This window comes from Salinifilum ghardaiensis, from assembly GCF_054491345.1.
Genome location: NZ_CM137101.1, coordinates 1,571,256 through 1,591,483 on the forward strand (window position 1 = coordinate 1,571,256; position 20,228 = coordinate 1,591,483).

22 protein-coding genes are annotated in these 20,228 nt (G+C 74.7%); 5 read left to right on the forward strand and 17 right to left on the reverse strand.

What is annotated here, in order from left to right; genetic code table 11:
- Positions 1-48: 48 nt before the first annotated feature.
- The 3 genes from ACVGV0_RS07075 to ACVGV0_RS07085 all read right to left on the reverse strand — a co-directional run bounded on the left by ACVGV0_RS07075 (position 49) and on the right by ACVGV0_RS07085 (position 3,173).
- Positions 49-1,293, reverse strand: coding sequence for a ribonuclease D (locus tag ACVGV0_RS07075; RefSeq protein ID WP_459159055.1), 1,245 nt, complete (start codon positions 1,291-1,293; stop codon positions 49-51).
- A gap of 76 nt (positions 1,294-1,369) precedes the next feature.
- Positions 1,370-2,086 carry a response regulator gene (locus tag ACVGV0_RS07080; protein WP_459159056.1) on the reverse strand — a complete coding sequence of 239 codons (717 nt, stop codon included), beginning with the start codon at positions 2,084-2,086 and terminating at the stop codon, positions 1,370-1,372.
- 523 nt (positions 2,087-2,609) lie between these two features.
- Complete coding sequence (locus ACVGV0_RS07085) at positions 2,610-3,173, reverse strand: DUF3000 domain-containing protein (protein ID WP_459159057.1); 564 nt, start codon at positions 3,171-3,173, stop codon at positions 2,610-2,612.
- A 196-nt stretch (positions 3,174-3,369) separates the two neighbouring features.
- Between ACVGV0_RS07085 and hemE the strand changes: the two genes are divergently transcribed.
- The 3 genes from hemE (at position 3,370) to hemQ (ending at position 6,671) form a co-directional block, all read left to right on the forward strand.
- Positions 3,370-4,452, forward strand: coding sequence for a uroporphyrinogen decarboxylase (gene hemE, locus ACVGV0_RS07090; protein ID WP_459159058.1), 1,083 nt, complete (start codon positions 3,370-3,372; stop codon positions 4,450-4,452).
- Positions 4,449-5,867 carry a protoporphyrinogen oxidase gene (gene hemG, locus ACVGV0_RS07095; protein WP_459159059.1) on the forward strand — a complete coding sequence of 473 codons (1,419 nt, stop codon included), beginning with the start codon at positions 4,449-4,451 and terminating at the stop codon, positions 5,865-5,867. The genes hemE and hemG overlap by 4 nt, the downstream gene beginning before the upstream one ends.
- A 108-nt stretch (positions 5,868-5,975) precedes the next feature.
- On the forward strand, positions 5,976-6,671 hold the full coding sequence (gene hemQ, locus ACVGV0_RS07100) for a hydrogen peroxide-dependent heme synthase (protein WP_459159060.1): 696 nt from the start codon (positions 5,976-5,978) through the stop codon (positions 6,669-6,671).
- Positions 6,672-6,758: 87 nt separating this feature from the next.
- Here the strand turns inward: hemQ and msrB are convergent, their stop codons facing one another.
- The 3 genes from msrB to ACVGV0_RS07115 all read right to left on the reverse strand — a co-directional run bounded on the left by msrB (position 6,759) and on the right by ACVGV0_RS07115 (position 9,875).
- A complete protein-coding gene (gene msrB, locus ACVGV0_RS07105) occupies positions 6,759-7,181 on the reverse strand; it encodes a peptide-methionine (R)-S-oxide reductase MsrB (protein ID WP_459159061.1) in 423 nt (140 codons plus the stop codon).
- A 207-nt stretch (positions 7,182-7,388) separates the two neighbouring features.
- Complete coding sequence (locus ACVGV0_RS07110) at positions 7,389-7,682, reverse strand: hypothetical protein (RefSeq protein WP_459159062.1); 294 nt, start codon at positions 7,680-7,682, stop codon at positions 7,389-7,391.
- A gap of 621 nt (positions 7,683-8,303) precedes the next feature.
- The gene (locus ACVGV0_RS07115) at positions 8,304-9,875 is read right to left on the reverse strand and encodes an alpha/beta hydrolase (RefSeq protein ID WP_459159063.1); all 1,572 of its coding nucleotides are present in this window, start codon (positions 9,873-9,875) and stop codon (positions 8,304-8,306) included.
- Between the two features lie 106 nt (positions 9,876-9,981).
- Here ACVGV0_RS07115 and ACVGV0_RS07120 point away from each other — a divergent pair, with 106 nt between their 5' ends.
- Complete coding sequence (locus ACVGV0_RS07120; protein WP_459159064.1) at positions 9,982-10,878, forward strand: EamA family transporter; 897 nt, start codon at positions 9,982-9,984, stop codon at positions 10,876-10,878.
- 18 nt (positions 10,879-10,896) lie between these two features.
- On the opposite strand, the gene ACVGV0_RS07125 is transcribed toward ACVGV0_RS07120, so the two are convergent.
- The 9 genes from ACVGV0_RS07125 to ACVGV0_RS07165 form a co-directional block, all read right to left on the reverse strand.
- Complete coding sequence (locus tag ACVGV0_RS07125) at positions 10,897-11,799, reverse strand: 2-dehydropantoate 2-reductase (RefSeq protein WP_459159065.1); 903 nt, start codon at positions 11,797-11,799, stop codon at positions 10,897-10,899.
- A 126-nt stretch (positions 11,800-11,925) separates the two neighbouring features.
- On the reverse strand, positions 11,926-12,588 hold the full coding sequence (locus ACVGV0_RS07130; RefSeq protein WP_459159066.1) for an Asp23/Gls24 family envelope stress response protein: 663 nt from the start codon (positions 12,586-12,588) through the stop codon (positions 11,926-11,928).
- Positions 12,585-13,118, reverse strand: a complete 534-nt coding sequence (locus tag ACVGV0_RS07135) for a DUF6286 domain-containing protein (protein ID WP_459159067.1) — start codon at positions 13,116-13,118, stop codon at positions 12,585-12,587. Before ACVGV0_RS07135 ends, ACVGV0_RS07130 begins: the two co-directional genes overlap by 4 nt.
- 2 nt (positions 13,119-13,120) lie before the next feature.
- Complete coding sequence (locus tag ACVGV0_RS07140; RefSeq protein WP_459159068.1) at positions 13,121-13,528, reverse strand: Asp23/Gls24 family envelope stress response protein; 408 nt, start codon at positions 13,526-13,528, stop codon at positions 13,121-13,123.
- Entirely contained in the window at positions 13,525-13,710 is a 186-nt protein-coding gene (locus ACVGV0_RS07145; protein WP_459159069.1) for a hypothetical protein, read from the reverse strand. The genes ACVGV0_RS07140 and ACVGV0_RS07145 overlap by 4 nt, the downstream gene beginning before the upstream one ends.
- 16 nt (positions 13,711-13,726) lie before the next feature.
- Positions 13,727-13,972, reverse strand: a complete 246-nt coding sequence (locus ACVGV0_RS07150) for a hypothetical protein (RefSeq protein ID WP_459159070.1) — start codon at positions 13,970-13,972, stop codon at positions 13,727-13,729.
- A gap of 32 nt (positions 13,973-14,004) precedes the next feature.
- Positions 14,005-14,355 carry a hypothetical protein gene (locus ACVGV0_RS07155; RefSeq protein WP_459159071.1) on the reverse strand — a complete coding sequence of 117 codons (351 nt, stop codon included), beginning with the start codon at positions 14,353-14,355 and terminating at the stop codon, positions 14,005-14,007.
- Positions 14,356-14,457: 102 nt separating this feature from the next.
- Complete coding sequence (locus ACVGV0_RS07160) at positions 14,458-15,009, reverse strand: Asp23/Gls24 family envelope stress response protein (RefSeq protein WP_459159072.1); 552 nt, start codon at positions 15,007-15,009, stop codon at positions 14,458-14,460.
- Positions 15,010-15,087: 78 nt separating this feature from the next.
- Positions 15,088-15,852, reverse strand: coding sequence for a pyrimidine reductase family protein (locus tag ACVGV0_RS07165; RefSeq protein WP_459159073.1), 765 nt, complete (start codon positions 15,850-15,852; stop codon positions 15,088-15,090).
- Between the two features lie 107 nt (positions 15,853-15,959).
- Here ACVGV0_RS07165 and zapE point away from each other — a divergent pair, with 107 nt between their 5' ends.
- Complete coding sequence (gene zapE, locus ACVGV0_RS07170; RefSeq protein ID WP_459159074.1) at positions 15,960-16,976, forward strand: cell division protein ZapE; 1,017 nt, start codon at positions 15,960-15,962, stop codon at positions 16,974-16,976.
- Positions 16,977-17,016: 40 nt separating this feature from the next.
- On the opposite strand, the gene rocD is transcribed toward zapE, so the two are convergent.
- Both rocD and ACVGV0_RS07180 read right to left on the reverse strand, forming a co-directional pair.
- The gene (gene rocD, locus ACVGV0_RS07175; protein WP_459159075.1) at positions 17,017-18,243 is read right to left on the reverse strand and encodes an ornithine--oxo-acid transaminase; all 1,227 of its coding nucleotides are present in this window, start codon (positions 18,241-18,243) and stop codon (positions 17,017-17,019) included.
- A gap of 130 nt (positions 18,244-18,373) precedes the next feature.
- Entirely contained in the window at positions 18,374-20,026 is a 1,653-nt protein-coding gene (locus ACVGV0_RS07180; RefSeq protein ID WP_459159076.1) for a serine/threonine-protein kinase, read from the reverse strand.
- Positions 20,027-20,228: the final 202 nt, after the last annotated feature.

Here is a 20,228-nt window from a genome sequence, read left to right on the forward strand (position 1 = left end):
CATTGGTAACCACCTGGGGCGTGGGGTTTCGCACACCCGCCCGGAGCACTACTCGCCCAACGCCCGCGCCAGCGCCTCCGAGGTGAGTTCGACCTGCCACTCGCGGGCGCCGCTCGCGCGCAGCCACTCGGCGATCCCGGCCGCGTCCCGCTGCTGCGGCGGCTGCCAGCACAGCCGGCGCACCGACTCCGGCAGCAGCAGGTTCTCCACCGGTAGTGCGAAGCGCTCGGCGATGTCGTTGAGCGCTGACCGGGCCGCCGTCAACCGCGCCGCGGCCTCCGGGTCGCGGTCCGACCAGCGGTTCGCCGGCGGCGGTCCGTCACCGCCGCTCGCCGGAGCGGGCAGTTCCTCCTCGCCGAGCCGCTGCGCGCTGCGCAGCGCGCGCAGCCACAGCGACGCGCGACGCCGCTGCTGCCGGCCGCCGAAGACCGGCAGCGCGGTGAGCTCCGCCTCCGTCGCGGGGTTCGCCCGGGCCGCCCGCACGATCGAGGAGTCCGGCAACACCCGGCCGGGAGCGATGTCGCGCTGCTGCGCGTACTCGTCGCGCGCCTGCCACAGCGCGCGGACCGCGGCGAGCTCCCGCCGGCCGCGCACCTTGTGGATGCCGGAGGTGCGCCGCCACGGCTCCGCGCGCGGCGGCGCGGGCTCGGCGGTGCGGACCGCTTCGAACTCCTGCTCGGCCCAGGCGAGCTTGTCCTGGCGCTCCAGCTCGGCGCGCATCGCCGCCCGCAGCTCGACGAGCATCTCCACGTCGAGCGCCGCGTACACGAGCCAGTCGCGGGGCAGGGGGCGGCGGGACCAGTCCGCCGCGCCGTGGCCCTTCTCCATGCGGTGGCCCAGGACGCGCTCGACCAGCGCGCCGAGCGAGACGCGCTCGTAGCCGGCCAGGCGCCCGGCGAGCTCGGTGTCGAACAGCCGCTGCGGGTGCAGGTCGAGCTCCGCCAGGCAGGGGAGGTCCTGCGAAGCGGCGTGCAGGATCCACTCGGTTCCGCGCAGGGCCGAGACGAGCGGGTGCAACTCACCTGCCAGGGCGACGGGGTCGACCAGCAGCGTGCCCGTTCCCGCGCGGCGGAGCTGCACGAGGTAGGCGCGCTGCGAGTACCGGTATCCGGAGGCCCGTTCGGTGTCGACCGCGACCGGTCCCGTGCCGGAGGCGAGTGCGTGCGCGGCCGTGTGCAGGGCCTCCACGGTGTCGGTCACCGGTGGGACCCCGCCGGCCGGTTCGAGCAGCGGTTCGGGTTCAGTGGGTTCGGCGGGGCCGGACCCGACGGACTCGGGGCAAGCAGCTTCCACGGTGACCAGACTTTACGTGTTCGGTCGGCTCCCGTGGGGCCGTGCCCTCGGTCCGTCGGGTTCGATGTGCCACGAGTCAGCGGATGACGCCGGCTCGCATGGCCAACGCGACCATCTGCGCCCGGTCCCCGGTTCCCAGCTTGCGCCCGATCCGCGACAGGTGGCTCTTCACCGTGAGCGCGGACAGGTTGAGCGCTTCGCCGATCTCCTTGTTCGACCGGCCGTCGGCCACGAGTTGGAGGACCTCGACCTCGCGGGCGGACAGCTCCCGCGGTGTGTTGTCCGTCCCGGGGACGCGCGTGCCGGCGGCGAGCACCGGAGCCACGCTGGGATCGGCGTACACACCCCCGTCGAGCACCCGCCGCACCCCGTCGGTGACGACCATCGGCGAGGCGGACTTGAGCAGGTAGGCCTGAGCGCCTGCCTGGAACGCGGCCCGCACCGCGTAGGGGTCGTCGGAGGAGGCGAGCACCACGATCCGCGGCCATCCCTGGCCGCGGAGCTCGGTGACCAGTTCGATACCGGTCCCGTCCGGGAGTCCGAGATCGAGGATCGCGAGGTCGCACGGACCGGTGGCCAGAGCTCGCGCTCTCGCCTCGGCCATCGATGCGGCCTCGTGCACCGTGCCGGCACCCATCTGTAACAGCCGGGAGGATATGGCCTCCCGGAGCAGTGGGTGGTCGTCCACCACGAGCACCGTGAACAGCTCTTCCCGCGGGTGCGGGACCATGTTGGCCGGCAACGCGCCGGCCGGCGTGGAACGAGCGGCCTGACCTAAGCCGACGGCAGCCACGTCACTACCTCCCTGGAGTCGGTCGTGCCCCCCGACCGGCACCGGGACTCTCGACCAATCAGCCGCGCCACTGATCGACCGAAAGTGGTGTCGTCGGGGGAAGCGTAACCGCCCAAGCGGGTCAGTGGGACGATCAATCGGGTATGTATCCCGATCGAGTTGTGACGAGATCGGCACGAGTTCGCACTTTCAGGTGATCTCCCGGTGTTTTGTTAACGCCGTTTCGTGGCCGATCGACATACAACAATACGCTCATCACAGGATCTTGCGCGCACAACGAGATTCCCGGGCATTCGGCGGAGCGGCAGCTCCCGCGGAGGGGACGCGCCCCACCGCGGTTCGTGACGCGCCGCGTCTCGATCCCGGAGCCCGACCGGTCGCCCCCGGAGCACGAGCGGTCACTTCCCGCGGGCGTCCGCCGCGCCGCGGTGCTCCTCGGTACTGCTGGGGCGGCGGGCCCTGCTGCGGTGCCGGGCCCTGCTGCGGTGCTGGGAGTTCCGCCTCCGCCGGGCCGGTGCCGCCGTCACCCGTCGGTGTGGCGGCCGAGCATGACCACGCCCTCCGGCGGAAGACCGCTGGCGTACCCCAGCAGCGCGTGGAAAGCCCGCGCGTGCGGCTCGAGGTGCGCGTCCGGAGCCGTCCACGACGCGCGCAGCTCCAGGTCGTGACTGCGCGCCGGGCCGGTGATCGCGCCGAAGCGGGAGGACGACGTCAGCGTCACCGTCCCGCCCAGCGCGCGGTGGGACGCCTGCGCCTCCTCCAGCGCATCGGTCAGCCACGACCACCCGACCGTCGGCAGCAGCGGGTCCGCCGCCAGCTCCGGGTCCAGCTCGGCCAGCAGGTACAACGCGAGGCGGAGATGACCGTCCCAGCCCTGCTGCCCCTCCGGGTCGTAGAGCAGCACCAGCCGCGCGGTCGCCTGCTCCTCGGCCGGTCCGGTGGCCTCGGCGCGCAGGGCGTAGCTCCACGGGGCCAGGCGTTTCGGGGGCGTGATCTCGGTCCACGCGACTTCGGCGCGCACCGGCGGCGACAACAACGCGGTCACCGCCTGCCGAAAGTACTCCTCAGCCTCCGACATCTCCGTCACTCCGGGGACTCTACGGGGATGCACCGTGCGCGCTGTCGCCGCCACGCCGAGTCGGTGCTGATCTTCGTCGCCACCCCGGCGGGCCCCGGCCGCGCCGACGATCTCGATCTCCGGCGTGCGACGATGGTCGGAAGAACGGTGCTCCGCCGCCTCCGACGGCGCTGCCGCCCCGACATCGACTACGGACGTGTCCCCGATGACGAATCCCGCTCCGGCCTCCGCTCGCCGGGACCTCGCCGATGCCCCGCTGCTGGCCGCCGCGCGCGGTGAGCGCACCAGCCGCACCCCCGTGTGGTTCATGCGCCAGGCCGGCCGCTCGCTGCCCGAGTACCGGCGCGTGCGCCAGGGCGTGCCGATGCTGCAGGCGTGCCTCACCCCGGAACTGGTCTGCGAGGTGACCGCCCAGCCGGTGCGCCGCCACGGCGTCGACGCGGCCATCCTGTTCAGCGACATCGTCCTGCCGCTGTACGCCGCCGGCGTCGAGCTCGACATCGTCCCCGGCACCGGGCCGGTCGTGGAGTCGCCGGTGCGCACCGGCGAGGACGTCGCCCGGCTGCCCGTGCTGGCCGAGGAGCAGGTGACCCCCGTGCGGGACGCGGTGACCGCGCTGCTCGGCGAGCTCGGCACCACGCCGCTCATCGGGTTCGCGGGCGCACCGTTCACCCTGGCCTCCTACCTCGTCGAGGGCGGGCCGAGCCGCAACCACGAACGCACCAAGGCGCTCATGCACGGCCAGCCCCAGGTGTGGCACCAACTCATGACCAGGCTCGTCGACAGCACCCTCGCCTTCCTGCGCGTGCAGGTCGACGCCGGAATCGACGCGCTGCAGGTGTTCGACTCCTGGGTGGGGGCGCTGTCCCTGCGGGACTACCGCGAGTACGTGCTGCCGCACTCGCGGCGCATCTTCGCCGAGCTCGCCGACGTCACCGACATCCCGAAGATCCACTTCGGCGTCGGCACCGGTGAGCTGCTGGGCGCGATGCGCTCGGCCGGCGCCGACGTGGTCGGCGTGGACTGGCGCGTCCCGCTGGACGAGGCGGCGCGCCGCCTGCAGGAAGCGGAACCGACCTGGCGCGCGCCCGTGGTGCAGGGCAACCTCGACCCGGCGGTGCTCTTCGCCGGGTGGGACGTGGTGCGCGAGGAGGTCCGCCGCGTGCTGGCCGAGGGCGCGGCCGCCGGCGGGCACGTGCTCAACCTCGGCCACGGCGTCCTGCCGGACACCGATCCGGACGTGCTGAGCAGGATCGTCGAGTTCGTGCACGCGGAGACGGCCCGGTGACACCGCGCATCGCGATCATCGGCGGCGGGATCAGCGGGCTCACCGCGGCCCACCGGCTGCGGGCCGAACTGGGGCCCCGCGCCGAGCTGCTGCTGTTCGACCAGGCGGATCGGATCGGCGGCGAGCTGCGCACCGTGCCGCTGGCCGGCGGCCACCTCGACCTGGGCGCGGAGGCGTTCCTCGCGCGCCGCCCCGAAGTGCTCGACCTCGCCGCGGAGCTCGGCATCCGCGAGGAGGTCGTGCACCCCAGCGGGGCCTCCTCGCTCATCCGCGCCGACGGCGCCACCCGCGCGATCCCCGGGGGCACGTTCATGGGTGTGCCGACCTCCGCGGACGCGGTCGGCGACGTGCTCTCGGAAGCCGGGGCGGCGGCGGTGCGGGCCGAGTCCGAACTGCCGCCGGTGCCCTGGGACGGTTCCGACGTCCCGGCGGGCGCGCTGCTGCGCGAGCGCCTCGGCGACGAGGTCGTCGACCGGCTCGTCGACCCGCTGCTCGGCGGGGTCTACGGCGGCGGGGCCGACGGGCTCGGCCTGCGCGCGACCATGCCCGCCCTGGCCGGCGCCCTCGACGCCGGAGCTCGGACGATCACCGAGGCCGCGGCGCGCGCGGCCGGGTCGAGCACCGCGGGCGGCCAACCGCGCCCCGGCCCCGTGTTCGGTGCGCTGCGCACCGGTTACCAGCAGCTGCTCGAGCGGCTGAGCACCGCCTCCGCGGCGACCGCGCAGCTCGGCACCGCGGTGCGCGGCCTGCGGCGAACCGGGACCGGGTGGCAGTTGGAGACCGGCCCCGCGCCGCGGGGCGAGCACGTGGACGTGGACGGCGTCGTGCTCGCCGTCCCCGCACCGGCGGCCGCGCGGCTGCTGCAGGGGGTCGCCGAGGAGGCGGCCCGGCAGCTGAGCGGCATCGCCCTGGCGTCGATGGTGCTCGTGGGCCTCGCCCTGCCGCCCGGCGCGGTCCTGCCGGAGCGCTCCGGGGTGCTCATCGCCCGCGGGGAGCGGCACGCCGACGGGACGCCGTTCACCGCGAAGGCGTTCACCTTCTCCAGCGTGAAGTGGCCGCACCTGCGCGGCGCGCGCGGGGAACCGCTGCTGCGGGCGTCGATCGGTCGCACCGAGAGCGATCCGGAGCTGCGGTTCACCGACGCCGAGCTCGTGCGCCGCGTCCGCGGTGACCTGGCCGAGGTCGCCGGTGTGCACGCCGAGCCGGTTGAGACCGCGGTCGTGCGCTGGGGCGGCGGGCTGCCGCAGTACGGCGCGGGGCACGCCGACCTCGTGGCCGCGGTGCGGCACCGGGTGGCGGAGCTCGACGGGCTCGAAATCGCCGGCTCCTGGCTCGACGGTGTGGGCGTGCCCGCGTGCGTGTCCGCGGGGGAGCGCGCGGCCCGGGCGCTCGTGCGCGACCGCGTCGCGGGCTGACCCGCGCGCCGGGTGTCCCCTTGCCGTGACCCGGCCCGGGCTGTGATCTCGGCGGGGATCGCGCCGGGGCCGCGACGCCCGCTGCGCGCGCGGTGGGATGATGGTCGCATGGCGCGGCTGAACTACGAGGAGCTCAACAGCACGATCCGCTACACCATGTGGTCGGTGTTCCGGGTGGAGCAGGGAACGCTGCCGGAGAACCGGGAGCAGGCGGCGAAGGACGCGCAGGACTACCTGGACTCCCTGGCGGAGTCGGACGTGACCGTGCGCGGCGTCTACGATCTCTCCGGTCTGCGCGCGGACGCGGACTTCATGGTCTGGTGGCACTCCGGTGAACTCGACGCCCTGCAGGACGCCTACACGGGTCTGCGGCGCCGCACCGCGCTGGGCGGGTGCTCCGAACCGGTGTGGAGCGTGACGGCGCTGCACCGCCCCGCCGAGTTCAACAAGAGCCACGTCCCGGCCTTCCTCGCGGGCGAGGAACCGCGCGACTACGTGTGCGTCTACCCGTTCGTGCGTTCCCACGAGTGGTACCTGCTGCCGGACGACGAGCGGCGCACGATGCTCGCCAACCACGGCAAGGAGGCGCGGGACTTCCCGGACGTGCGGGCGAACACGGTGCCGGCCTTCGGGCTCTGCGACTACGAGTGGGTGCTGGCGTTCGAGGCGGACGAGGCGCACCGCGTGGTCGACCTGATGTGGCGGATGCGCTACACCGAGGCGCGACGCCACGTGCGCGAGGAGGTCCCGTTCTACACCGGTCGCCGCGTGGCGATCGGGGACCTCGTCCAGCGCCTGGCCTGAGGGAACCCCCGGTCCCGGCTCGGCGGCGGTGGCCGGTGCGCGCGACTGGCCGGTGAACGCGGCGGAGGCGCCGCGTCCACAGCTGCCTCACCGCTGCGCCGGTTCGAGGCTCAGCGCCACCGAGTTGATGCAGTACCGCTGGTCGGTGGGCGTGGGAAAGCCCTCGCCCTCGAAGACGTGCCCCAGGTGGCTGTGGCAGCTCGTGCACAGCACCTCGGTGCGCACCATGCCCATCGAGCGGTCCTGGCGCAGGATCACGGCGTCCGTGCGCGCGGGATCGTAGAACGACGGCCAGCCGCAGTGCGACTCGAACTTGGTCTCGCTGCGGAACAGCTCCGCGCCGCAGGCGCGGCAGCTGTACACGCCCTCGGTCTCGGTGTCGACGTACTCGCCGGAGAACGGCGGTTCGGTGTGCGCGTTGCGCAGCACCGCGTACTCGTCGGGGGACAGCTGCTGCTGCCACTCCTGCTCGGACTTGCTCGTGGCGGCGTTGCGGGTCTCCGAATCCATGCCCCCACGTTAATAGGAGCGACTCCCCGCGCGCCGCGGCCGGCGGTGCACGACCGCCCGCCGAGCGGGCGCCGGGGAGGTTCCGCGGAAGCCGGCGCTCGCCGGGGAGCCACCGCCGGCGGAGCGGTGGCCGCGAGCCGCGGAACGCGGTGCCGCAGGCGCGCGAGGCAAGGTCGTGTGCCGCAGCGCGGGTCACCAGGCGCGGGGTCACAGGAACGTCTGGGCCATGTACACGAGCGCGTTCCACACGGTCACCGCCACCGCGAGCAGGATCAACCCGACGACGAGCACGACCACCACGCGGCGGTGCCCCTGGGCCCGGTTGGCGTGGTCGGCGAAATCGTCCACGCCCCGCAGCATGTCCTCGACGGTGGCGCGCGAGTACGTGTGGTGCATGCGTTGCAGGTGCGCGGCGAACGCGCGCACCTCGGGGTCGTCGTGGTCCAGCCCTTCCAGCTCGGTGGCGAACTGCTCGGCGGGATCCTGCCAACGCCGTCCCATCGCCTCACAGTAACGCAGGGTGGTGTCCGGGCGGGATGCCGCAGCGCTGACCGCGGGTCGCACCGCCGCGGACCGGACCGCCGCGTGCCCTCCCCTCCGCGTGGTCGGGATCACCTGCGCACGGCCGGGACGAGGTGGTGCGCAGCACCGCAGCCGTCAACGCGCCGACCGGGTGTGCTCCAGCTGTCCCCCGAGCGGCGGTAGCGGTGCGGTACCGCGGGGACCACGATCGACGGCGCCGGAAACACCCGTGACCCGGGAGGTCCCCATGGTCCGCACCGAGACCGAAACCCACGACGTCCACCTCGGCGGCTGCAACTGCTGCGGGGATTGCACCGGACCCGGATGCGGCTGCTGCGGCAGCTGCTAGTGGACTGTCCGCACGCTGAACGATCGGCGTGCGGTGGGAGCCGGTTGCCGGCTCGCACCGCACGCCGAACGCGTGCCGGGCGGCGTTCAGCGCTCGCGCCGGGGAGGCCGGACCGGGCGCTGGTCCCTCCCCGCCGCTGGCCTCCCGCACGGCGAGCCTCCTGCGCGGGCCCTCCTGCGCGGGGCCCTCCTGCGCGGGGTGGGGTCGTACGCCGCTGTCCGTGCTGCTCCGCGCGCCGGCGCCCGCCCGGCTCACTCGGGGCAGACCATGTCGTCGGGTGGGGGAGTGCCCGACACGAGGAACCGCGTCACCGCCCGGGCGATGCAGGGGGAACCGGCGAGGGCACCGTGCCCGGCCCCCTGCCAGCGGAGGAGGACGCCGCTGGGCAACCGCCGCGCCATGTGCTCACTGCCCACCTGCCGCAGGTACGGGTCCACGGCGGTGCTCACCACCGGTACGGGCCCGATCCCGCGCCCCTCCGGTTCCGGCAGCGGCTGCTGCGGAACCGGCCACTGCGAGCACCACGCCAGCTGCTGCGCCGCGATCCCGCCGAACAGGGGGAAGCGGTTCACCCAGTCGGCGGCGTGGTGGGCCACGCGCTCCGGCGGCACCCGCTGGGTCGTGTCGTTGCACGTGGTGATCAACTCGCCGTCCAGGCGCGGCGGGGACTCGCCCCGCCCCCGCACCAGCGGTGCGAGGATCTCCGCGATACCGCGGCCGTCGCCGCGCACGGCCGCGCTCAACGCCTCCGCCAGCCGCGGCCACGCCGCGCGGTCGGTGAGCTCGAGCTGGATCGCCCGGACCACGTCCCCGGCGGAGACCTCGGTGCCCCCGGCCGGCAGCGGCCGCTGCCGGGTGCGTTCCACCAGCCCGCTGACCACCGCCCGCGGGTCCGGGCCGAGGGCGCAGCTCCCCGAGGAGGCGCAGTCCTCGGCGAACGCGTCGAACGCCGCCTCGCTCGCCCGGGCTTCGTCCTCGGCGCGGCCGACGGCGTCGCGCTGCGGGTCGAGCGCCCCGTCCAGCACCATCCGCCCGGTCGTGCGCGGGTGCTGCTCGGCGTAGGTCAGCGCCAGCCGGGAGGCCTCGCCCCGGGCGAGCATGTGCAGCCGCGGGACGCCGAGCTCGCGGCGCAGCGACTCCAGATCCGCTGCGGTGCGCTGCGTGTCGTAGGCCTGGAGCCGTTCGTCGAGGCTGAGCAGGCACTGCTGGCTCGCGTTGCGCACCGAGGCCAGCAGCTCGTCCAACCGGGCGCGCTCCGCGGCCTTCGGGTCGAAGCCGACGATCGTCTCGCGCTGGTGCGGCGGGATGCACTCGGCCGCGTCGGACTCGCCGGTGCCGCGCCGGTCCACGCCGATGAGCGTGTAGGTCTCCAGCAGTTCCCGCGGCAGTTCGTGGGCGAGCCGCGCGGCCGCTGCCGTGCCGGGTTCACCGCGCACTCCGCTCAGCAGGACCAGGGGGATGTCCCCGCTGCCGGTCCTGACCAGCGCGGTCTGGGTGATCCCCCGCACGGGCTGCTCCGGCGCGTCCAACGGGCTGAGCATGCGCGCGCAGGAGAACCGCAGCGGGGAGGGCTCGGCGCGGCCGATCTCCGCGAGCGTGCGGTCGGTGCAGTCGTCCCAGTGCAGCACGCCCTGCGCCGGCGGTCCCAGCGGCGGAACGGGCGGGGGTTCCGGCGCCTGCGGCTGCGGAGGGACCTGCTGCTCGCCGCCGTCGCCGCGCACGGCCACCGCGGGACGCTGCGACGGCCCAGCGGAACACCCGGTCACGGCCAGCAGCGCGAGCAGCGACAGCACGGCCAGAACCCGTCGGGGGCAGCGCGGCACGACGACTCCTCAGCGATGCGGCGGAACCGGGTGTGCGCCCAGCATCGCACGCCCGGGGTGAGATGTTGGAGCGGTACGAGTCGAGCGAACAGGAGGACACCGCACCGTGCGAGCCGCGCAGGCACCCCGAGGACAGTCGGAGCACCGTCCGCTGGCCGGATTCGGCCGGGCGTTCGGGGCGATCCCGCCGCCGATGCTCGTGCTCTGCGGGGTCATCAGCCTCCAGGTCGGCGCCGCGTTCGCCAAGCACCTGTTCGCCGTCGTCGGCGCGGGCGGCATGGTGTGGTTGCGGCTGCTGTTCGCCGCGCTCGTCCTGCTCGCGGTGTGGCGTCCCGCGCTGCGCGGGCGGAGCCTGCGCACGTGGCTGGTGATCGCCGGCTACGGAGCCGTGCTGGCGGGCATGAACATCGCGATCTACCACTCCATCGAACGCATCCCGCTCGGCGTGGCCGTCACCATCGAGTTCCTCGGCCCGCTGGCCGTGGCCGTGCTCGGCTCGCGGCGGAAGCTGGACCTGGTGTGGGCCGCGTTCGCCGCGGTGGGCGTGCTGCTGCTGGCGCGCGGCGACGGCGGCCTCGACGTGGTCGGCGTGCTGCTCGCCCTGCTGGCCGCCGTGTGCTGGGGCGGCTACATCCTCGTGGGCGGCAAGCTCGGCGAGCACACCCGGGGTGGTGCGGGGCTCGCGCTGGGCATGGCCTTCGGAGCGCTCGTGGCGACGCCGCTCGGGACCAGTCAGGCCGGTGCGGAGATCGCGCGGCCCGAGGTGCTGCTGGCCGGGGCGGCGGTCGCGCTGCTGTCCTCGGTGATCCCCTACTCGCTCGAGCTGGAGGCGCTGCGGCGCATGCCCGCGAGCGTGTTCGGGGTGCTGATGAGCCTGGAACCGGCCGTGGCCGCGCTGGCCGGGCTGGCCGTGCTCGGCGAATGGCTCGGCCCGTGGCAGTGGGTCGCGGTCGCCTGCGTCGTCATCGCCTCGGTCGGGTCGACCCGCACGCGGCGGATGTGACCCGCGGGCGGGCCGGTGTCACTCGGGTGCCGGCACCGGTGCGGGGCGGACCGCTCGCAGCAGGGTGAGCAGCGTCTCGTTGTGCGGGACCGGGATGCCGTGCCGCCGGGCGGCCTCCACCAGCGGTGCGGTGATGTGCTCGTGCTCGGTCGGCAGCCCGGCGAGCCGGTCGTAGAGCATCGAGGTGCCGTTCTCCGTGGAGTAGTCCCGGCCGTAGTTGGCGACCACCGCCTCGACGTCGCCGCTGTCGAGCGCGGCGCCTTCGGCGCGGGCCACCTGCACCGCCTCGGTGAGCACGTTCGAGGCCAGCTGCCGGGCGTCCGGCGAGTCGAAGACGTCGAGGCGGCGCAGCGTCAGCGCGGTGATCGGGTTGGCCGCCAGGTTCGTGAGCATCTTGCGCCACGCCTCCGTGCGGAAGTCCTCCGTGGCGCGGATCCGCATGCCCGAGCCCTCCAGCAGCCGCTGCAACCCCGCGCCCGGTTCCCCGTCCGGCACGATCACCGACGGGACCGAGCGGCACTGCACGCGGCCCGGGCTGCGGCGCTCGGCGGCCACGTAGATCAGCGTCGGCAGCACCGGCGCCCGCAGCCCGAGCGGTTCGACCGAGGCGCGGTGCTCGACCCCGTTCTGCACCACCGCCACCGGAACGTCAGCGGAGTCCAGGGCGCGCAGCCACGGTTCGGTGCGGGCCACGTCCTGCACCTTCGTGGTGAGCACGACCCAGTCGACCGGGCCGACCCGAGCGGGATCGGTGACCACGTCCGCGTGCACGGTTTCGGTTCCCCCGGGCGTGTCCACGTCGAACCGGTCGAACGGGGTGCGCACGCACAGCGTGACGGCGTGGCCCGCGCGGCGCGCGGCGAGGGCGAACACCCCGCCCACGGCGCCGGATCCGATGATCGCGATGCGTCGAGTGCTCACGGCGGGCAGGCTACCCGTCGGGCGCTCCCCGCTGGAGCTCGCGGGGACCAGCACCCGCGGCACGGCTGCGCCGAACCGGCACCGCGGCGGGGCTGCGTCCGCGCGGCGGGGCGGTCGTCGGTCGCCTCACCGCGCCCGCTGCCGCGGTGCGCGGTCCAGGTCCAGCCGCACCGCCGTGGGCAGCGGGTCGCTGCCGAGCGTCTGCCGCGCGGGGGAGAGGACCTTCGCGTCGAGCTCCTCCCACACGCGGCGCACGTCGGTGCCCTCCTCCAGCGCGAGCCGCACCCGCAGGCCCGGATCGCGCGGGCTGCCGGCCGTGCGCGCGTGCGCCCGAGTGACCCCGGTCACGTCCGCCGCGTCCGCGCGCACCGCCCGGGTGAGCGCTTCGGTGGTGATCCGGGACTGGCCCGCCGGGCTCCGGTCGAGCCGCACGTCGGGTCTGCGCTCCGGGCTCAGGCTGCGGACCAGCCACCACAGGCCGACGGCGAGCAGCACGAGCCCGCCGGCGATGACCGCCACGGCGGCCCAGGCGGTGTTGCCGCCGATCCAGCCGACCACGAGCGGATCGGCCACCGGGCGCTGGGCCCGCCCCGCGCCGAACCAGCCCTGGCCCACGGCGACGACCGCCGCACCGGCCGCCAGGGCGAGGATGCCGAAGAAGCCGACCAGTGCGCGTTCGAAGCCGAGCGTCCGCGACAGGGGGGCCGGGCGCGCGGCGACCCGCCTGCCCGTGGCGGCCTGCGGTGCGGCGGGAGCCGACGCGGTGGGGTGTTCGGGCGTGGTGGTCACTGCGGCTCCTTGACTTCGGACACCGACACGGACACGTGCGGCCGGCGGGGCAGCGGCAGTTCGGACAGCGCCTGCTGCGCGCTCTCGGTGACCTGCTGCCGCGTGCGCTGCGGGTCCCCGATCGTGCGGGCCTTGATGCGCACGCGCCCGCTGCGCGCCGTCACCGCGGTGGACTCGACGTCGGGCTGTTCGCGCACCTCGTGCGCCACGAGGCGGGCGAGGGAGCGCCGGTCGGTCACCACGGTGACGCCGGGGGCCGGGTCGTGCAGCGGGATGTGCCTGCGCCGCGCGGCCGTGGCGAGCACGAGCAGCAGCAGGCCCAGCACCGCGACCCCCGCCCCGGCCCCGCGCACCACCGGGGCCGACCAGGGGATCGCGCCGAGCTGCGCGGCCAGCGGCCGCCACGGCACGAGCAGTCCGTCCGCGGCCGGTCGCAGCAGGGCCGCCGCGGTCTCCACCACCGCGAGCAGCCCGAGCGCGGCCACGGCGAGCGCCGCCACGGCGGCGAGGGTCCGGGTCAGCGAACGCATGCTCACCTCACGCGCGGGGCTTCGGCGGCGGGCACCAGATCGGTGATCGTGACGTCGACGCTGCGCACCTCAGCCTGGGCGTGGCGCCGCAGTTCGGTGCGGATCCGCTCGCGCACCCGGGCGACCGCCTCCGGGGCCGGTTCGGCGTAGCGCACCGCCACCTGCACCCGCACGCGCAGCGCGTAGTCCGGTCCGGACAGCTGCGCGCGGGGTCCGCGGCCGCTGCGCCCGGGTACCCGCGAACGCGGGCGCACGCCTCCGCAGGCCTGGTCGGCGGCGTACTCGGCCAGCTTCCGCAGCACCGACCGGTCGATGCGCAGGTGGCCGCGTTCGGCCCCGTCCTCGACGGGGGCGCGCGGCGCGGGCGGGGAGACCGCGGTGCCCGCGGCCTCGGCTGGTGTGGCGGTCATCGGCTGCGCCCCCGCACGCGGTTCCACAGGTCACCGAACTCCACCTCGCCGTCCACCATCCGGCCGATGATCAGACCGACCAGGCCGATGATGAGCGCGACGAGGAAGCCGACGAACCCGCCTGCCACGGCGGCCGTGCCGAGCACGAGCCCGGCGAGGAGGCCGATCTGGGTGCTGTTCAAGGCTGCCCTCCTGGGATCAGTTCACGCGGGTGCGGTTGCGCCGCGCCCACCACCGGCGCAGGCGCGTGATCAGGCCGGGAGGCCTGCGGACGAAGTGGACCGAGCCGTTGGACGCGCCCGGCCGCTCCGCCGCGGCCCCGCGGCGGAGCCGTTCGATCCCGGCGGCGAACACCGCCGGGTCCCCGCCGGCGTCGGGGTGGTGCCGGCGGGCGAACTCCCGCACCGCGCGGCGCGCGGCCGGGTCCTCGGGTGCGCGGGTCATGGGGGCTCCTGCTGCGGTGGTCCGGAAGCGGGTCAGCCGTCCGGGGGTTCGATGTCGGCCACGGTCACGTCCACGGTGCGCACGTTCGAACCGGCCCGGGTGAGCACGTCGAGCACCGCCGCGCGCAGCTCCTCGACGAGCGCGGGCAGCGGTCGGGACCAGCGTGCTGCCACGCCGATCTCGACGCGCTCGTCCGAGAAGCGCACCCCGGCCACGCGGCGCCCCGGCAGGTGCGCGGCGATGTCGCCGAGCCGGCCGCCGTGCGCTCCGGCGACGTCCGGGTGCTCGTCGAGCAGGGCGCGGATGCGGTCGACGACCTCCTCCTCGTCCGGAGCTCCGCGCGCGGCACCCGGTTCGACGGGGGTCGACGGTGAAGTCGCCATGGGTCCTCCGTTTCCGCCCGCGCGACCGCGGTGGAATCCGGCCGCGCGGCGGGGCCGGGGAGAGCGCTGTGGACGGGCAGCGGTCCGCCGGAGTCCTGCGCGTCACTCCACGCGGGAGGACGCGGAGGTCCCGCCGCCGCTGCTGCCCGGTTCGCCTCCCTCGTCCTCCTCCGGCAGGTGGATGTCGTTGACGGAGATGTTGACCTCGGTGACCTCCAGTCCGCACATCCGTTCCACCGAAGTGATGACATTGCGCCGCACGGCGCGGGCGAGGTCCACGATCGACGCGCCGTACTCGACGATGACGTCGAGGTCGATCGCCGCCTGCTTCTCGCCGACCTCCACCTGCACTCCGGAGGTGGGGGTGCCGCTGCTGCCCCCCGGCATGCGCTCGCGCAGCGCGCCGAAGGCGCGGGACACACCGCCGCCCATGGCGTGCACTCCGGCGATCTCGCGCGCGGCGATGCCCGCGACCTTCTGCACCACGGAGCTGGCGATGGCGGTCTTGCCCTGGGAGGTCTCGTCGGCGAGCCGAGCGGGGGAGTCACCGGCGCGGGTCTGCGGAATGCGCTGCTCCGCTTCCCCCGAGGAGGAACCGGTGGTGCTGTGCTGCTGCTGCTGTTCGCTCGACTGCGTGCTGCTGGTCTGTGCCATGGCGGTCTCCAAGCCGATGCGCTGTGCTGATCGGGGCGAGGAGGGCCCGGCAGCGCGCTCGCCGGGCGCAGCCCCGCCTCACTCCGCCATTCTCAGGTAACGCAGCAGCAGCAGCGATTCCGAATGCAGCGCGGAGGCCAGCTTCATCCGCGTGGGGGGCTGCACGGCCGGGCCCTGGGCGATGCGCCCGGCTCCACCGCTGACCAGCACGGGTGACAGCGTCAGGCACAGCTCGTCGACGAGACCGGCTTCCGCGAGCGTGCCGAACCACTGCGGTCCGCCCTCGCAGCCCACCCGGTGGAGGCCGCGTTCGGCCAGCGCCTCCAGCACGCGCCCCGGGTCGACCTGCTGTTCGCCCGCGATGACCACGTCCGCGCCCGCGGCGGCGAGGTCCGCGCGCCGCTGCCGCGGCACGGCCGCGGTGGTCAGCACGATGGTCGGCACCAGCGCGTCGGTGATGAGCGGGTCCTCCGGCGAGACCGAGCACCGGGCGCTCACCACCGCGATCGGCGGCACCGGCGCCAGTCCGCGGTGCTGCCGCCGCTGGGCGCGCACCTCGGTGCGCCGCACCCCGCGGTAGCCCTCGGCCAGCGCGGTGCCCGCGCCGACGAGCACGACGTCGGAGAGGTCGCGGATGAGCACCAGCACCCGCTGGTCGATCGGAGCGGACAACCCGCGCGAGGTCGACTGCACGCTGACCGCCCCGTCCAGACTGGACACGAAGTTCACCCGCACCCACGGCCGCGTCAGCTCCTCCGGGTAGGCGTAGAACCGCTCGAGGCGGTCCACCGGGAGGCCCGCCTCGCCGGTCGGCCACAGCTGGTCCACACCGAGTTCGTGCATTCCGCCATCCCACCACGTGTGACGTGCAACGTCGCGGCAGGTCGGGTGACGTGGAGCACGCGCGGTCGTCTTCGGAACCCCGGGAGGTGGCGATACAGTCGACGGATATGAGCATCCCCCGCCTGGTCGACCGTCGGCCCGAGATCACACCGGACGAGTTGGTCCAGGCAATGACCCCGCCCCCGCGGTTCGACGCGGTGCGCTTCGACAACTACGTGCCGAACCCGGAGGAACCGAGCCAGGCCGAGGCCGTGGACCGCTGCCGCGCGTTCGCCGAGCAGTGCAGCGCCCCGGCCAGGCGGAGCTCGTGGCTGCGGGGGATGTTCGGCCGCGCCAAGTCCGCGCCGGACCGCAAGCCGGGGCTCTACCTCGACGGCGGGTTCGGGGTCGGCAAGACGCACCTGCTGGCATCGCTGTGGCACGAGGTGAGCGGGGCGAAGTCCTACGGCACCTTCGTGGAGGTGACCAACCTCGTCGGTGCTCTCGGGTTCGCCGAAGCGGTTCAGCGGTTGTCCGGGCACCGGCTGCTGGCGATCGACGAGTTCGAGCTCGACGACCCCGGTGACACGATGATGGTCACCCAGCTGATCGCCAAGCTCACCGAGGCCGGTGTGCACGTCGCCGCCACGTCCAACACCCTGCCGGACAAGCTCGGCGAGGGCCGGTTCGCCGCGCAGGACTTCCTCCGCGAGATCCACGCGATGGCCGAGCGCTTCCAGGTCGTGCGCGTCGACGGGCCCGACTACCGGCACCGCGGCATGCCCTCGGCGCCCGATCCGATGAGCGATGACGAGCTGCTCGGCCTGGCCGAGGCCACCGACGGGTCCACCCTCGACGAGTTCGGCGAGCTGTGCGACTACCTCGCCGGTCTGCACCCGTCGAAGTACGGCGTGCTCGTCGACGGCGCGACGGCCGTGCACCTGCGCAACGTCCGCTCCGCGCCGGACCAGGACGTGGCGCTGCGGCTGGTGGCCTTCGCCGACCGCCTCTACGACCGGGCGATCCCCGTGCGCGTGTCCGGGCAGCCGCTGTCCTCGCTGTTCACCGAGGAGATGCTGCGCGGCGGGTACCGGAAGAAGTACCTGCGGGCGCTGAGCCGGCTCACCTCCCTCGCCCGGGACTGAGGCCGGCTGCGGGCGCCCTTCGGTGCCGCGGCGCGGCTTGTTATCCGCCGCGCAGCACCGCGGCCACGGCGTCCAGCCCCGCGTCCAGGTCGGTGGGATCGATGACCAGTGGTGGGGCCAGCCGCAGCGTGCTGTCCTGCGTCTCCTTGCACAGCACGCCGCGCCGCAGCAGCGCTTCGCTGGTGGCGCGCCCGGTGGTGCGCTCCACGTCCAGGTCGATGCCGGCCCACAGGCCCCGTCCGCGGACCGCCGCGGCGCCGTCGCCGACCAGCTCGGCCAGCCGCGCGTGCAGGTGCTCGCCGAGCTCCCGCGAGCGCCGCTGGTACTCGCCGGTGCGCAGCATGCGGACCACGGCGCGCCCGACGGCGCAGGCCAGCGGGTTGCCGCCGAACGTGGAGCCGTGCTCGCCGGGGCGCAGCACCCCGAGCACCTCGTCGCGGCCGACCACCGCCGAGACCGGCAGGATGCCGCCGCCGAGGGCCTTGCCGAGGGTGTACAGGTCGGCGCGGATCCCGGCGGCGTCGCTGGCCAGCGTGTCGCCGCAGCGGCCCAGGCCGGACTGGATCTCGTCGGCGACGAGCAGCACGTCGTGCTCGTCGCAGAGCGCGCGCAGCCGCGGCAGGTAGTCCTCCGGCGGCACGAGCACGCCGCCCTCGCCCTGCACGGGTTCGACGAGGACGGCCGCGGTGCGCTCGGTGATCGCGGCGGCGACCGCGTCGGCATCACCGTAGGGCGTGCTCACGAACCCGGGGGTGAACGGTCCGTAGTCCGCGCGGGCGCTCGGATCGCTGGAGAACGACACAATCGTGGTCGTGCGTCCGTGGAAGTTCCCCGCGGCGACGATGATCTCGGCCTGCCCGTCGGGCACGCCCTTGCGCCGGTAGGCCCATTTTCGGGCGACCTTCAGCGCGGTCTCCACGGCCTCGGCCCCGGAGTTCATCGGCAGCACCCGGTCGGTGCCGGTCAGCTCGGCCAGTTCGCGGCAGAACGGGCCGAACTGGTCGTGGCCGAACGCGCGGCTGGTCAGCGTGATCCGGTCGAGCTGCTCAGCCGCAGCCGCGACCAGCTCCGGGTGGCGGTGGCCGAAGTTGAGCGCGGAGTAGCCCGCCAGGAAGTCCAGGTACGCGTGGCCGTCCACATCGGTCACCCGTGCGCCGCTGCCGGAGTGCAGCACGACCGGCAGCGGGTGGTAGTTGTGCGCGCTGTAGCGCTCGTCCAGACGCAGGTAGCCCGCGGTGTGACCGGTGTGGAGTTCGGCGGCCGTCATGGGCCCCAGGCTAGGTCGGAGGCGGCGCCGGTTTCAGCAGCGGCGCGTTGTGCGTGTCGCCGCTTCCTTGCATCCTGCCGCCGCCGAGCGCCGATTTCGTTGCGCGCCCCGGCAGGCGGGTGCGGCGCGGTCAGCGCAGGCGCGCGTCGTAGCGCCCGGGCGCGTACTGGTGCAGCGCGCTGCGCATGCGCTTGGCCTGCTGCCGCCGGGCCCACCACCAGCCGGTGGCTCCGAGCGGGAACACGCGCGCCCCGCCCTGGTAGGGCCGTACCCGGTGCCACAGGCGCGTGCGCGGCAGCGCGACCCCGTCGGCGAACCACACCGCCACCGCCTGCTGCTTGCCGCGGCCCACGATCGCCACGTGGCGCACTTGCGCCCAGGGGATGCACCGGCGCAGCCCGCCGCGCGAGAGCACCACGCCGTCGGCGTTGATCTTCATGCGCAGCCGCGGCACGAACACGCTCAGCGCCGAGACGACCGCGGCGAGGGCGAGCAGGGCCACGCCCGCGGTGAGCAGCGGGCGCACCTCGGGGAGCACGCCGTTGTGCCGCGCGGACCAGAGCACCACGTACAGGCACAGGCCGCACAGCAGCGCGGTCAGCAGCGACGAGGCGCGTCCGGCGGTGCGGAACACCGGGCCGGGCTCGTGCGCGCGCACCGCCGGGGCGGGCGGGTGGCTCCGCTCGGCCGGTTCGGGCGCCTTCCGCTCCGGCACCGGCTGGCGCTTCGTCGCGGGACGGGCGGGCGCGGCCTGCCAGTCGCCGCGGGCGGCCTCGGGGGACGGCGCGGCGCCCTCGCCCCCGGCCGCGCTCCCGGCCCCGGCCGCGCCAGCAGCCCCGGCCGCGCCAGCAGGGCTGGAGGCGACGGCGGCGTGCGGGTTCGCCGCCTGCGCGTCCGAGCCGGCGGCCGCCACCTGCCGCGAACGGGTGGCGTGATCGGCGACCGCGGCGGTCAGCGCGGCCGGCAACCAGTCCTGCCCGCTGTGCAGATCACCCAGCTGGGCCACGATCGCTTCGGGGGAGGGCCGCACGTGCGGATCCTTGCTCAGGCACGCGGCCAGCAGCGGCCGCAGGTCGTCCGGAACGCCGGCGAGGTCCGGTTCGCCGTGCGCCAGGTGGTACAGCAGGGCGGCGGTGTTGTCCGCCTCGAACGGGCCGTGACCGGCGGCGGCGAAGACCAGGACCGTCCCCAGGGAGAACACGTCGCTGGCCGGGCCGACCTTCTCGCCCGTGGTCTGCTCGGGGGAGAAGAACCCCGGTGTGCCGAGGAACATGCCCGTGGCGGTGAGCGTGCTGCCGGTCATCGCGCGGGAGATGCCGAAGTCGATGACGCGCGGGCCGTCCTGGGCCAGCAGGACGTTGCCCGGTTTGAGGTCGCGGTGGACCAGGCCGCGCCGGTGGATCGCGGTCAGCGCCTCGGCGAGGCCGGCCCCCAGTGCGCGGACCGTGGGTTCGGGCAGCGGGCCGTGCTCGGCCACGGCGCCGTGCAGCGTGGGGCCGGCGACGTACTCGGTGGCCAGCCACGGTGTTTCGGCGTCCGGGTCGGCGTCGACGACGGCCGCCGTCCAGAACCCGCCGACCGAACGGGCCATGTCCACTTCGCGGCGGAAGCGCTCCCGGAACTCGGGGTCCTCGGCGAGGTCGGGGCGCACCACCTTGACCGCCACCATGCGCCCGCCCTTGGAGCGGCCCAGGTACACGCCGCCCATGGCGCCGCGGCCGAGCCGGGCGACGAGCCGGTAGTCCCCGGCACGTTGCGGGTCGCCTGTCAGCAGCGGCTGCACGATGGTCCGTCCCTCCCGTTCAGCGGTACTCGTCCGGTTTCGAGCTTACGGTTCCGCGCACTCCGCGTCCGCACCCCGACCGCGGGACCGCCGGCGTGCGGGGCGGCGGAGCCGGGTGAATACTGCACGTGCTCGTTCCCTTTCCCGGAGTGGCACGGATGAGTATGATCCACACCACTGCGAGCGGATGGCGACGGTGTCT

Bases quoted from the DNA above. Each gene is read 5' to 3' on its own strand.
- ACVGV0_RS07110 (WP_459159062.1), bottom strand. From the start codon at position 7,682: ATGGGACGGCGTTGGCAGGATCCCGCCGAGCAGTTCGCCACCGAGCTG.
- msrB (WP_459159061.1), bottom strand. From the start codon at position 7,181: ATGGATTCGGAGACCCGCAACGCCGCCACGAGCAAGTCCGAGCAGGAG.
- rocD (WP_459159075.1), bottom strand. From the start codon at position 18,243: ATGACGGCCGCCGAACTCCACACCGGTCACACCGCGGGCTACCTGCGT.
- ACVGV0_RS07140 (WP_459159068.1), bottom strand. From the start codon at position 13,528: ATGACCGCCACACCAGCCGAGGCCGCGGGCACCGCGGTCTCCCCGCCC.
- ACVGV0_RS07150 (WP_459159070.1), bottom strand. From the start codon at position 13,972: ATGACCCGCGCACCCGAGGACCCGGCCGCGCGCCGCGCGGTGCGGGAG.
- ACVGV0_RS07135 (WP_459159067.1), bottom strand. From the start codon at position 13,118: ATGCGTTCGCTGACCCGGACCCTCGCCGCCGTGGCGGCGCTCGCCGTG.
- ACVGV0_RS07160 (WP_459159072.1), bottom strand. From the start codon at position 15,009: ATGGCACAGACCAGCAGCACGCAGTCGAGCGAACAGCAGCAGCAGCAC.
- ACVGV0_RS07165 (WP_459159073.1), bottom strand. From the start codon at position 15,852: ATGCACGAACTCGGTGTGGACCAGCTGTGGCCGACCGGCGAGGCGGGC.
- ACVGV0_RS07155 (WP_459159071.1), bottom strand. From the start codon at position 14,355: ATGGCGACTTCACCGTCGACCCCCGTCGAACCGGGTGCCGCGCGCGGA.
- hemQ (WP_459159060.1), top strand. From the start codon at position 5,976: ATGGCGCGGCTGAACTACGAGGAGCTCAACAGCACGATCCGCTACACC.
- zapE (WP_459159074.1), top strand. From the start codon at position 15,960: ATGAGCATCCCCCGCCTGGTCGACCGTCGGCCCGAGATCACACCGGAC.
- hemE (WP_459159058.1), top strand. From the start codon at position 3,370: ATGACGAATCCCGCTCCGGCCTCCGCTCGCCGGGACCTCGCCGATGCC.